This is a genomic window from Mesorhizobium sp. M0500 (genome assembly GCF_040321165.1).
Classification (GTDB): domain Bacteria; phylum Pseudomonadota; class Alphaproteobacteria; order Rhizobiales; family Rhizobiaceae; genus Mesorhizobium.
This window is the reverse complement of sequence record NZ_JAMYRB010000056.1, coordinates 1-11,989: the sequence shown is the minus strand read 5'-3', so window position 1 is coordinate 11,989 and position 11,989 is coordinate 1. Positions and strand designations below refer to the sequence as shown.

Annotated in this window: 10 protein-coding genes and 2 pseudogenes; 4 read left to right on the top strand and 8 right to left on the bottom strand. The window is 60.0% G+C overall.

Features of this window, described 5'->3' with window-relative positions; genetic code table 11:
* Window positions 1-282 precede the first annotated feature (282 nt).
* Both NKI70_RS33375 and NKI70_RS33370 read left to right on the top strand, forming a co-directional pair.
* The gene (locus NKI70_RS33375) at window positions 283-681 is read left to right on the top strand and encodes an ISAzo13-like element transposase-related protein (RefSeq protein WP_352726358.1); all 399 of its coding nucleotides are present in this window, start codon (window positions 283-285) and stop codon (window positions 679-681) included.
* Window positions 682-926: 245 nt separating this feature from the next.
* Window positions 927-1,805: pseudogene (locus NKI70_RS33370) on the top strand (metallophosphoesterase); the annotation flags it as partial.
* A 725-nt stretch (window positions 1,806-2,530) separates the two neighbouring features.
* Here the strand turns inward: NKI70_RS33370 and NKI70_RS33365 are convergent.
* From NKI70_RS33365 to NKI70_RS33350, 4 genes are all read right to left on the bottom strand, one after another.
* Window positions 2,531-3,640, bottom strand: coding sequence for a LacI family DNA-binding transcriptional regulator (locus NKI70_RS33365; RefSeq protein ID WP_352726356.1), 1,110 nt, complete (start codon window positions 3,638-3,640; stop codon window positions 2,531-2,533).
* 108 nt (window positions 3,641-3,748) lie between these two features.
* Window positions 3,749-5,278: an amino acid ABC transporter permease/ATP-binding protein gene (locus NKI70_RS33360; RefSeq protein WP_352726354.1), complete on the bottom strand. Its 1,530-nt coding sequence runs from the start codon at window positions 5,276-5,278 to the stop codon at window positions 3,749-3,751.
* Window positions 5,279-5,354: 76 nt separating this feature from the next.
* Complete coding sequence (locus NKI70_RS33355; protein WP_352569957.1) at window positions 5,355-6,191, bottom strand: ABC transporter substrate-binding protein; 837 nt, start codon at window positions 6,189-6,191, stop codon at window positions 5,355-5,357.
* A gap of 159 nt (window positions 6,192-6,350) precedes the next feature.
* A complete protein-coding gene (locus NKI70_RS33350) occupies window positions 6,351-7,217 on the bottom strand; it encodes a PfkB family carbohydrate kinase (protein ID WP_352726351.1) in 867 nt (288 codons plus the stop codon).
* A gap of 101 nt (window positions 7,218-7,318) precedes the next feature.
* Here NKI70_RS33350 and NKI70_RS33345 point away from each other — a divergent pair, with 101 nt between their 5' ends.
* Together NKI70_RS33345 and NKI70_RS33340 are read left to right on the top strand one after the other, a co-directional pair.
* Entirely contained in the window at window positions 7,319-8,320 is a 1,002-nt protein-coding gene (locus NKI70_RS33345) for an SIS domain-containing protein (RefSeq protein ID WP_352726349.1), read from the top strand.
* A gap of 64 nt (window positions 8,321-8,384) precedes the next feature.
* Window positions 8,385-9,512: an NAD(P)/FAD-dependent oxidoreductase gene (locus NKI70_RS33340; RefSeq protein ID WP_352726347.1), complete on the top strand. Its 1,128-nt coding sequence runs from the start codon at window positions 8,385-8,387 to the stop codon at window positions 9,510-9,512.
* Window positions 9,513-9,801: 289 nt separating this feature from the next.
* Here the strand turns inward: NKI70_RS33340 and NKI70_RS33335 are convergent, their stop codons facing one another.
* From NKI70_RS33335 to NKI70_RS33325, 4 genes and pseudogenes are all read right to left on the bottom strand, one after another.
* Entirely contained in the window at window positions 9,802-10,239 is a 438-nt protein-coding gene (locus tag NKI70_RS33335; protein WP_352726345.1) for a TA system VapC family ribonuclease toxin, read from the bottom strand.
* On the bottom strand, window positions 10,236-10,463 hold the full coding sequence (locus tag NKI70_RS33330; RefSeq protein WP_352569963.1) for a CopG family transcriptional regulator: 228 nt from the start codon (window positions 10,461-10,463) through the stop codon (window positions 10,236-10,238). Before NKI70_RS33330 ends, NKI70_RS33335 begins: the two co-directional genes overlap by 4 nt.
* Window positions 10,464-10,596: 133 nt before the next feature.
* A pseudogene (locus NKI70_RS34160) lies at window positions 10,597-10,697 on the bottom strand (EamA family transporter); the annotation flags it as partial.
* 98 nt (window positions 10,698-10,795) lie between these two features.
* Window positions 10,796-11,821, bottom strand: coding sequence for a zinc-binding alcohol dehydrogenase family protein (locus NKI70_RS33325; RefSeq protein WP_352726360.1), 1,026 nt, complete (start codon window positions 11,819-11,821; stop codon window positions 10,796-10,798).
* Window positions 11,822-11,989 lie beyond the last annotated feature (168 nt).

Sequence of the window (11,989 nt, the reverse complement as noted above, 5' to 3'; positions counted from 1 at the left end):
CCGAACAGCCAGATCGACGACCTGCTGCCTTGGGCCTATATCCGGGTCCCTGAACTCAGGGCCGTGGCCTGAGAACACCGCTTACATGCCATCGGGATGGAACCGCTCTAGTTGTGAGCTTTGCGCAGGTTGTCCATTCGGACCGAACCGAGGAGACTGGAGTTACCAAGCTTCGGGTCCGAATGAACATCCCAGACTGGCATGCGCAGCATCATCAGCTACTTTCTCTCGCCAATGATGCGATACAAGCAGGAAACACTGCGAGAGCGGTAAGAAGCCGGTTTGCAGCCGACGAAAGTTCGCCCTCCGGCTTCAACTCGAGAGCGCCGCAATCTTGTCGAGGCGATAGGTCAAAGGCGGGAAGCGGTCGGCTCGAAGCTGGATGACCATAGCCGGTTGTGGAAGGTCGAACTGCAACAACTCACTCGCGAGACAGGCCTTGCGCTCCACATTGCATCACCATCCGACGGGCACATCGACATGGCGCAACATCGAACACCCCTGTTCTGCCGCATCACGCAAAGCTGGCGCGGACGGCGCCTCCTCAATCGCGTGGCCCTGGTCGAGCTGATCGCAGTCGCGACAACTAAGCGGACCCGAAGCGGGCGCGCGGTCGATTCCGCGGCCGACGAAAAACGGGATCAAATGAACGATATCGAGATGGAGGCGCTCGCCATCTAAGGCGACGCATTCATCCGGAATGGAACTGCACCATCCGCCCGAGATCAGTGGCAATTCGGAGCAGTTGACGGGTCCTAGCCCGAGCTCCCTTCCCTGCGCAATAAAGACCAATGCTTGCAGGTGACGCCAATTTGGGAAACTATTGACCAGCGAGGCCTCTCACGCGGTTGATGTGGTCCAGGCTGCCGCAGCTGAATACGTAGCGATCTCTAGTACCAACCTAGTTCTGCTGGAAAACACAAGTGCTGACGTCGCGGCGCTCATTCCTGAAGCTCTTTGGCGCCGTGTCGCTCGCGGCATTCGGTCTGGCGAGTTATGCCATCGCGATTGAGCCTCGGTTTCGACTGAGTGTCACGCACTACAAGCTCCTTCCGCCGCGCTGGCCGACCACTGCCAAGCCCCTGCGCATCGTCGTGGTCGCTGACATCCATGCCTGCGAGCCTTGGATGCCGGTTTCCAGGATCGACGAGATCGTTGGTGTTTCGAATAGCCTGCAGCCCGACATCATCCTTCTCCTTGGCGACTACGTGATGGGCGTGCTGCCACGCTATGCCACCGGGATCGTGCCCGACACTGTTTGGGGGAATTCTCTTTCGAAACTTTCGGCGCCACTCGGCTGCCACGCCATTCTCGGCAACCACGACTGGTGGCACGGTGTCGATAGTGTCCGCAGAGCCCTCGTCGACAATGGCATTCCGGTCCTCGAGAACACCGCCACGCTTATCCGTCAGCAGGATGGCCCAGCATTCTGGCTCGCGGGTCTTGGCGACCAGTGGGCCATGCAGTTTTCTCGCGGCGTGTACAAGGGCGTCGACGATCTGCCTGGAACAATGGCCGGAATACCCAACGACGGCAATCCGATATTGCTCCTTGCGCATGAACCGGACATCTTCATTACTGTCCCTGACCGTGTCAGCCTGACGTTATGCGGCCATACACATGGCGGACAGGTGCGCTTGCCATTCGTTGGCCCCCCCATCATCAATTCAGCCTACGGACAGCGCTTCGCTTATGGGCATGTCGTCGAGGGTGGGAGGCACATGATCGTATCCGGGGGTTTGGGCGTATCATGGCTGCCGGTGCGCTTCGGCGTGTCGCCGGAGATCATGGTCGTCGATATCGGCCCCAAAACGTCCTCTCGTCCTGTAGACGAACCATCCGCTGTATCACGAGACCTGCCGTCCGCCGTTGATCGTTCGCACGAGGGTATTGATGGTTGTGTACATGCCGTATTCCCATCGCATCCAAGACGAACGCGGCACAGTCTATCATCCCTTTCTCCGACGGGCGGAGTCGGCGGATAGCTCTCGATCCACTAGAATGCCTTTTAAGAAGCTGAGCCAGGCGTCCCGAAACACCTTTCTTCGACACATTCTCGGGGAAGGGAAAACCTGAATGGGTACGGCATCTTGTAGCCCCATCCTTGTCGTTGGCGCCCGAGCAGAACGCATCTTGGAGCATGCAAATGGCCCTGGTTGCACGAGATCTCCTTTGGGCCATCGGCGAGCATACTCCTATTGGATGAGGCGGCGCGAACCAGCGTTTCAGGACTACTCAAATTCCTGAAGGGGCCTGCGCCCGGCAGCATGCTAGGACTGTTGCACGCAATAGCGGATCAAAACCGTGATCCTGGACATAGTCGGCCGAACCACGCCGAACACATTCCTCTTTGAAATCCAGCGTTCCGCGGTGGGCTGTCATTCAGCCGAGCCGAGCCGCAGATGGCCGATGGCCGATGGCGTGTAGGCAAGCGAAGAAACATACGGCAGGTCAATATCCCTGTATGGCATCGACCTCGATATAGAGAGGCGCTGCAATTCAGCCCCAGCTATAGACCGTTGCGGCCGGATCAGACGGGCTCGCGGGTGAGATAAACCGCAATTGAATTGCGCTCCACCAAGCGGGCCGCAAGGACACGGTGCTCGAAAGGTAACGTGGCCTCCGCCAGCCTCTTCAAGAGAAGCTCCGCTGCCGCCGCTCCAATCAAATGTGCCGGCTGCGCGATGGCTGTGATACCCTGGGCCACGAACTGCATCCAGTCGAGATCGTCGAAGCAGAGCAGCGAAACGTCTCCTGGAATCGCAAGCTTCAATGCGGAAATGGCCTCCAGAACCCCTGTCGACATCACACCATCGGCCGTAAACAGAGCGGACGGTGCATTGCGCATTGTCAGCAGATCGAGCGCCTCCTTGCGGGCTGCCTCGCTAGAATAGAGCGCCACGCGACGGATCAATTGCGGATCCGGCGTAATGCCCGCGGCGCGATGGGCTTCGAGATAACCCAATAGCCTCTGCCAGCTTGGATGATGGTAGCGAAGATCAGCGCTGGAGAGATCAACGTTTGCCACAAACGAGCCAACATCGTCGCGTTGGCCCGGCCCGAGTTCCGCCAATATTCCGATGCGGCTGTGTCCGGCCGCTATCATCGCCGCGATGCTGCTATGCGTTACAGAAACGTTGTCGACCACGACTGAATCGGTTTCCAGGCCCGCCACCATGCGGTCGAACTGCACGACGGGACAGCGAGCCGCGACTGCTTCATGAAGGTGATCCGGCTCGTCCACGAAGGTCGATGAGACAATTAAACCGTCGACCTGCTTTTCCAGCAGCAGTTGCACCGCCTCTTGCTCGAGTTCGGCATTTTCATCACTGTTCGTAACGATAACCCCGAAGCCGCCACGGCGCGCTACATCCCCTATTCCGCGCAGCACGCTGGCGTAGAATGGGCTTTCGATGTCGCCAACCACTACGCCGATAGTCTGCGTTTTACCGGTGATCAGACCTTTGGCAAGGCGATTGGGGCGGTAGCCCAGCTCAACTGCTGCGGCGCGCACCTTCTCCTGAACCTCGGGGCTGCTGTAGCCGTAGTCACCAAGAACACGCCCGGCCGTGGCGGAACTCACCCCGGCCCGGCGAGCGACCTCTATGATAGTTGCGTTTTTGGGTGATCTTTGAGTCACTCGGCAAACCTAGCGCCCATGCGCGCGTTGTGCCGGCGACCTAGCGGCAGTTAAGCCCGTCCGCAAGGGCGAACACCGCAACAGCCCCCGTTGCGCACACCATTGCAATCACAGCACCTCGGACAAAAAGCGCCGAAGACGCGGGCTTTGCGGGTTATCGAATAGGTCCTCTGGTCGGCCTGCCTCGACAATCCGCCCCTCGTCCATAAATACGACCTGGTTCGCGACCTTGCGAGCGAAGTTCATCTCGTGTGTAACGACCACCATCGTCATCCCGCCCCGACCAAGATCGGCCATCAAGTTCAGGACGCCTTTGACCAATTCCGGATCGAGCGCGCTGGTGACTTCGTCGAACAGCATAATCTCGGGTTCGAGGGCCAGGGCGCGCGCGATGGCCACCCGCTGCTGTTGCCCGCCCGAGAGATTGGCCGGCCGATGGTCCTTACGCTCCAGCAGTCCGACTTCATTCAGCCTCGCCAAGGCCGCGCCCTCAGCCTCCTCGCGCGACATGCGTTTAACTTTGCGAAGCGCCAAGGTGATGTTGGCGAGCGCGCTGCGGTCGGGGAACAGATTGAACTGCTGGAAAACCATGCCGACGCGCCGCCGGAGTTGGTCAGGGGTCTGTTTGTAGATGCTTTCGCCATCGAGCAGAATGTCACCGGCTCGACACTCTACGAGGCGGTTGAGGCAACGCAGCAAGGTCGACTTGCCCGAGCCCGACGGACCGATGAGGCAGGTGACGGTCCCCGGCTCCACTTTCAGACTGACGTCATGGAGGACCTGGACGACACCATAGGCCATGTCGATATTCTTGACCTCAATACCGCCACCCTTGAAGCGTGTGGGCGCTGCTGCAGGTAACGTCTCTGTGCCCGGCACGATCGCTTCGGCAAGCTCGGCGACTTCCTTGAGGCCACTTTGCACAGCGGTGATACGTTTGCCGACGCGCATGCGCGCGTCGATGTAATTGACGAGATGGGTCAGCGGCACCGTGATCACGAGATAGAACACGCCGGCCAGCAACAGCGGCGACAAGTTGCCGGTCAGCACGGCCTGGTCCTGGCCGACGCGGAACAATTCGCGTTCGGAGGCGAGCAGACCAAGAAAATAGACCAGGCTGGAGTCTTTGACGTTGCCGATGAACTGGTTGACCAGTGCAGGCAGGACGCGGCGGATGCCTTGCGGGATCACCACCAGGCGCATGCCTTGGCCATATGTCATGCCGAGAGTGCGCGTGGCGTCGATCTGACCACGCTCGACGCTCTGAATGCCGGCGCGGAAAATCTCCCCGATATAGGCGCCGGCGATCAGGCTGAGCGCCAGAATGCCCAGCGGATAAGGCGATGGACCGAACAGATCTCGGCCCAACCGCGCGAAGCCTTGGCCAATGATTAGGATTGTGACAATGGCAGGAAGCCCGCGGAAGATATCGGTGTAGACCCGGGCAAGGAGTTTCAGCGGCTGGTTCTCGGAAATCCCCATCACGGCGAGTACGATACCGATCAGCGTCCCGAAAAACGTCGAGGCAAGGGCCAGGATCAGGGTGTTCTTGAGGCCGACCATCACCATGTTCGGCAGAACTTCTGCCATCGCCTGGAAATCAAGAAAGCTGCGGGCGAAGTTGTCGAACCAGCTCATATCAAGTCCATCTATAACTCGGCCGGGCACCGTTGCTCACGGACCCGGCCGGAAACGATAGCGAATGCGCGCGAATTTACTTCTTTGGCAGATATTGATCCGGCATCGGGGTACCCGGGAACCATTTCTCGTGAAGCCGTTTCCAGGTGCCATCGTCCATGGCCTCGCGCAGTGCCTTGTTTAGCGCTTTTCGGAAAGCGTCGTTGCCCTTCTTGACCACGAATCCGGCAGGCGCGTCGAAGGACGGCACATTCATTGTTATCTTAAGGTTGTTGTAGCGCTCCACATACTGCTTGGCCGACTCATAGTCGGTGAAATGGCCATCGATCGTCCCGTTGTTCAGCGCCGCCACCGCAGTGTTGTTGTCGGGGAATTTGACGATGTCGCCCTTCAGGTTCTTCTCAGCATAGATTTCCTGCAGCGTTCCCTGGATCACGCCGATGCGCTTTCCGGCGGTGCTCTCATTGGTCGTCAGAGCCGGATCAGCCGAAATGATCGACAGGTAGCCAGCGAGATAGCCGTCGCCAAAATCCACGGTCTTCTTGCGCTCCGCGGTCGTGCCAATGGCGGCGACAGCGACGTCGAAGCGGCCGTTGGCGACAGACGGCAGCAGCGCCGAGAATTCTTGGCCGGTGAAAACGACCTGCTCCTCCTTGAACCCGAGCCGGCGCGCCACGTCGCGGAAGAGTTCAGCGTCGAAGCCGGTGAAGTTGCCGTTGGCGTCGGTGAAGACATAGGGTTTCGCATCGCCCATGGTTCCGACGCTGATCATCGTCGGGTCGATGAGGTTGTAGGGGTTGTCGGCCGCTTTTGCCTGCGTTGATGCGGCCAACGTGCCAAGTCCTGTCACCAGCGCGATCGTCAGCGCCAGACCGGATTTCACAAATTGGCGCCTGCTCGAATTCGTTTGCATGTCTTCTCCTCTTACGATTGGCCGAAGTCGGCCTGCGGTCCCACTCGACGACTCATCCATCAAAACGCTCTTTCATGGCGTTGGTTGGATGAATGAGAACGTTATCACTTGAACTAGCATTGTCCATTTCTCGCGTCAATTGCTCAATGAATTTCGCAGCTAGACGGTTCTCTCGTCTTGAATGCGCCGAGCTCCGCGGAGGGCCTCCGGCGTGATCTTTCCTAGATCGATTGCCGCCGCATAGCCGATGGCCCCGTAGTACCGGCAGGTAGCAGCCGCCGCCTCCGCGGCTTGGCCAAGAATGTCCTGAGGCGTCTCTTCCTTAAGCAGGCCGAATAGCGTTCTCGCGATGAAGGTGTCGCCCGCGCCCAGGGTGTCGACGGGTTCGATCAACCGCGCCGGGGTTCGGTAAGAGACGGTGGCGCCGTGAAGCACCGCGCCGGCCCGACCGCGAGTTACAAGAACCCACTTTGAACCAAATGCAAGCAATTCGGCTGCGATTGCGGCCAATTCCTTGTCGTCGAGACCGTCACCCGAGACGCAAGCCAGATAGCAATAGGGCCCAATCTCGCGTCGGTGTCCCGGTTCCCGCCGGGTGGAAAAATCATAAGACAACAGTGACTTACTTGATACAGCGGCAACCCAGGGGTCCAGACCGCTGGACTGGCCGATGTGGACGGCCTGAAAACCCGAGAGAAAATCCAGATCTTCTTGCGTCGGCGTGAACGCCGAAACTCCGAGATCGAAGTCCAGGAAAATCCGATCGGCGTTGCGGTGACCTATGAGGCAGTAGGCGGTCGGCCCTTCAAGGCGCCGCAATCGGGTGACGTCCACGCGCTCGGACTTGAGTGCGGCGTGAATCAAGTCCCCTGCCCGGTCTTTGCCGATCGCCCCAACATAGGCCGACTGCCCGCCGAAGCGGCTGACATAGACCGAGACATTGAGGCAATTTCCGCCAGGATACATCTCGCCGCGAGCGAGATAACAATCGACCACGTTGTCGCCCATCGCGGCAATCTTGACCATCGCAGGACTTTCAGTTTAAAGGGTGTGATAACGTTCGCACAATGGCCCGCCATTGTCAATTGTGCGCCGGCCCAAGCTCTGTCAACGAGAAGAGGAACCTCATGATTTTCGCCCTCCCCGCCGACGTTGAACGCGCCCTGGCCGCTACGGCGGGCAGGCAGTTTTCGCATCTATTCCTCGTGGCGTGCGGCGGCTCGCTCTCGATCATGATGGCAGGCAAATACTTCGTCGACCGTCACAGCGGCACATTCGCCTGCGACATCTACAACGCGGATGAGTTCGTCTGCCGAGATCCGCGGCGGTTGGGACCTGACGCGCTCGTTATCCTTTGCTCGCAGACAGGCACCACCCACGAGACCGTGCGAGCGGCCAATCATGCAAAGGATCAAGGCGCGACGACAATCGGCATGACGCTCGACCAGATATCGCCCCTCGCGCAGGCGGTCGACCACGCAGTCGCCTACCAGGCCTCCTACACGACGGGCAAACCGATCGATGCAGCCCGCAGCAACTACGGCGTGCTCTACATGTTGCTCGCCGGCCTAATCGATGCTCGGGAGGATGCCGGGCTGACCGCCGATCTGCTGATGAGCCTGAGCCATCTTCAGCCGGCGATCGAACGTGCGCACCGGACCTATGCCGACCGGTTTAAGGCCTTCGCACCCCGTTTCGCGCCGTGCAATACCATCTACACACTGGCCAGCGGTGCAAGCTACGGTGCGGCGTATTCCTACGCCATCTGCGTGTTGATGGAGATGCAGTGGTACGACTCGCAAGCCATACATGCCAACGAGTTCTTTCACGGCCCATTTGAGGTGGTGAACCGGGACGCTTGCTTCGTGGTCTTGCTGGGTTTGGACGAGACGAGGCACCTTACGGAACGCGCTCGCGATTTCCTTTTCAAGCACGGCAGCCGGGAAAACATCCTGGTGCTCGATGGAACGGAACTCGACCTCACTGGTATGTCAGAACACATCAAACCCTATCTCGTTCCCTTGGTCTTTTTTGACACACTATGGCGTTTTGCCTACGAGCTGGCCGGTCTGCGCGGCCGGCCAATGCTTGAGGGCCGGCGCTACATGAAGAAGCTCACCGACTACTAGTTCCGCCACGCTCTGCAGCGATCCAACAACCCCCAGCCCGTCTTCTGCGAAGAAGGATATCTCTATGACTGCCTCCCCAAAGCTGCGCCATGTCGTTGTTATCGGCGCGGGCATCTTCGGCATCTCTTCCGCGTTGCACCTTGCTCGTCTTGGCGTTGATGTAACCATTGTCAACGACGGCGCGCCGGCTAACGGTGCATCCGGCCGTTCACTTTCCTGGCTGAACTCAGCGCGACGTGCTGACACTGCCTACCACCGCTTGAGGCTTGCAGGCATCGACCGTTATCGGACCCTGGCCGCCACAAGGCCGGAAACGGCGTCGTGGCTTCGCTTTGACGGCGGCCTCACCTGGGATCGGGATGATGAGGCGAACCAGATCGCGTCCATCTGCCAGCTGGAGCAGGATATTGGCTATGACGCGCTTCTGCTCGGCCCTGCCGAAGTCGGCGCAGTGACGCCCGGCGTCAACGCCAGCGCCATCACCCCGCAGGGTGCCATCTTCAATCCTGGCGAAGGATGGGTTGACCTGCCCTGCCTGATCGATCTGCTGCTCAATGAGTTCCGCTCCCGCGGCGGCAAGCTCGTCCAGAACGCCGGACGCGTGCGGATGGATGCCACAGGTGGTCGCGCGCGTGGCGTCGTCACTGCCGATGGTGTGCCGGTAAAGGCGGATGCAGTGATCCTTTGCGTTGGGCCAGCGACGCCTGTTATGCTTGCTGAGATCGGAGTCCATATCCCCGACGCTACGCCGATTTCACTCCTCTTGAAAACCAAGCCGATCAGGACCGAGCTCCGTGCCGTGCTGAATACGCCGCGCGTGGCGGTGCGCCCGACGCCGGATGGCGAACTTGTTTTGGATTCGGCGTGGTCGGAGGAAGAAGTCGTGGTCAACTCTGACGGAACTTACATCGTGCATGACAAGACCGTCAAAGGACTGCTCGACGAGGCTAGTGCGGTGCTCCAGGGCAATCCGCGGCTCCAACTCGCTACCTATGCAGTTGGCCCGAAGCCCATCCCGGGCGACGGCGAGCCAGTGCTTGGCTCCGTCGAGACCGTCGCCGGGCTTCACGTCGCCTTTAGCCACAGCGGCGCCACGCTTGGATTGATCGTCGGCGAATTGCTTGCCAAAGAAATCGCCTCAGGCAATCCGCATCCCATGCTTGCGACCTTCCGCCCTAATCGTTTCAGCTGAAAGGGCAATTGGGGCAAGGCCGAACTGTCCAGATGGGCAGCGGGCCTGGGGAAGAGATGGGTGACATGATCGTGTGATCGGGTTGTCGTCTTACGGCGACAGAGACGGCGACGAGTGTCAGCGCCGCGCGTCCAAGCGCGAACGCGCAGGGGAGAGATGAATGCCCCGCAAACTATGGTCAGATAGCCGCTCGCGATCCACTGGAGTGCGCTGAGCGCGACAAGTTGCGGAATCCTCAATTCAAAGCCAAGAAGATCGAAAGGCAGACTGCACCGAAGAGCCCGGCGGTCTACCTTGTGGGAATCAGGTGCAGTGCAGACTTCCCGCCCTTCACGGCCGCCGCTGACAGCTTGCGGTCAAAGCTGGCAAGTTGGCCGCCGCGCGCCTTGGCGAGCGCGAGAAGGTACGTATCCGTGACCTGTGCCGAGGTCAGGATTTTCGCTGCATCGATGTCGCCGGAGCCAACCAGGCTCACATCGTCGGGCCAGAAGCTGTGCCCGTGCAGAGCCCGCAACTTGGTAACGATTTGCGCAACGACGGCGGGCGAACCGGGAGAATTAGGATATCTTTGGTTGCCGACGATGCGCAGGACGCCGTTTTCGGTAATGGGACACGTAGCCCATGCCGCGTTACCGGTCTCTTCGAACCAGCCATGCGCGTCGTCATGGGCGACGTGGCCAGGATCTATCAGTGCGATCAGCACATTGACATCGAGCAGGAACGTCAAGGCAGTTCGTCTCGCAAGGCATTGACCGTCTCAAGCGTGACAGGAGGTGCATCCGGCCGAGGCGACAATAGAGGAATCCCATTGCGCTCGCCGCCGGCTTGTGGCCGGCGCAGCGAGCGCCGGGCGAGATCGGTGATGACCTCGCCGAGGCTGCGATCCTGCTGCCGGGCCATGGCCTTGGCCGCGACCAGGACATCGTCATCGATCGCCAGTGTGGTTCTCATATCGCCCTCCTTGGCGCGCATCAAACATCACGCATCATATAGAATAGCGACGTCGGATACTCAAGCGGTGCGAATACCCGGTGGACTTTGCATGGAACACGTTTTGTGCCGGAAGGATCGTTGCCTCACGGCTTCAACCTTTGTATGCGACGAGAACTGCGCCCGCTGCAATCAGTGAAACGCCAAGCCAGTTCGGCAGGGACAATTGTCACTGAGGAAAACCACGCCGAATACGTGTCAAGCGCGACGCTTAGCCTGGCGTCACCGAGCCACTCCCCCTCCCTAATGCAGCACCAGGGCTGCGATGACATATCTTGATTGTGTTGCCGACGTCAGCCAGATCCCGCTACGTCGATAACGGCCTTGATCAGACCGGACTTCTGCTGCGCCCAGATTGCGATGTCGCGTGGGCTGTCGCGCAGGGTGGTGCGGTGGGTGACGAGTTGGTCGATTGGTATTTTTCCAGCACGGATCGAGGCAGTGACGTGCTGGAAATCGCTACGCGTCGCGTTGCGACTGCCGATCAGCATCATTTCCCGCTTGTGGAACTCTGGATCTGAGAAGGTTATGTCGTCCGGCACGACGCTTACCATCACCATGACGCCGCCATGGGCAACATAGGCAAAGGCAGACTGCATCGAACGGCTGTTCCCCGTGGCGTCGAAGACGACGTCGAAACCTGCTCCCGCAGTTCGCTCCGCTATCGTTTCGACGATCGATCCCTTCGATCCGTCGATCACTAGGAAACCCAGTTGCCTCGCGGCAAAGGTCAGCCGCTCGGCATCGATGTCCATGACGGTCACGTTGAGTTGCGCGATGCGCGCAAAAAGCGCGGTGCCGAGGCCGATCGGCCCGGCGCCGATAACCAAGGTGCGAATGCCCGGCCCCGCCATGGATCTGCGGACCGCGTGGGCACCGATGGCTAGAAACTCGACCGTGGCAGCCTCGACCGGTGACAGGCCGGCCGCTGGTATCAAGTTCTGCGCCGGCACGAGAATCTGCTCACTCATCGCACCGTCACGGTGCACGCCAAGCACCTCGATCGCCATGCAGCAATTAGGCTTGCTCTGGCGGCAGGCGGCGCAATGTCCGCAGGCAAGATAGGGATTGACGAGGATTTGCTCTCCGACCGACAGGTCCACGGGCGCGTTGATTGCCGCGATCATTCCCGAAACCTCATGGCCCATGACGCGCGGATAGGCGAGATAAGGATGCCTGCCCTCGAAGATGTGGTAGTCGGTTCCGCATATCCCGACATAGCCGACATCGACCAGTGCCCACCCCTCCGGCGGAGTGCCTGGCGCCTGCTGCTCCTCAAACACCAGCCTGCCGGGCTCGGCGCATCGCACGACTTTGATGGTGGGGCCCATGATTGTAATTCACCCCTTGCTAAGCTGGAGTCCGGCAGGAAGTGGGGGGGGGGGGGGCCCAACACCCCCCCCCCCGGCCGACCCCACGCCACAGACCCAGAGAGACCACCCACACCCCACCCCCCCCCTCCCCACAGCTGAGGGGGGGGTGTCGCC

Bases quoted from the DNA above. Each gene is read 5' to 3' on its own strand.
- NKI70_RS33360 (WP_352726354.1), bottom strand. From the start codon at position 5,278: ATGAGCTGGTTCGACAACTTCGCCCGCAGCTTTCTTGATTTCCAGGCG.
- NKI70_RS33355 (WP_352569957.1), bottom strand. From the start codon at position 6,191: ATGCAAACGAATTCGAGCAGGCGCCAATTTGTGAAATCCGGTCTGGCG.
- NKI70_RS33350 (WP_352726351.1), bottom strand. From the start codon at position 7,217: ATGGTCAAGATTGCCGCGATGGGCGACAACGTGGTCGATTGTTATCTC.
- NKI70_RS33345 (WP_352726349.1), top strand. From the start codon at position 7,319: ATGATTTTCGCCCTCCCCGCCGACGTTGAACGCGCCCTGGCCGCTACG.
- NKI70_RS33340 (WP_352726347.1), top strand. From the start codon at position 8,385: ATGACTGCCTCCCCAAAGCTGCGCCATGTCGTTGTTATCGGCGCGGGC.
- NKI70_RS33330 (WP_352569963.1), bottom strand. From the start codon at position 10,463: ATGAGAACCACACTGGCGATCGATGACGATGTCCTGGTCGCGGCCAAG.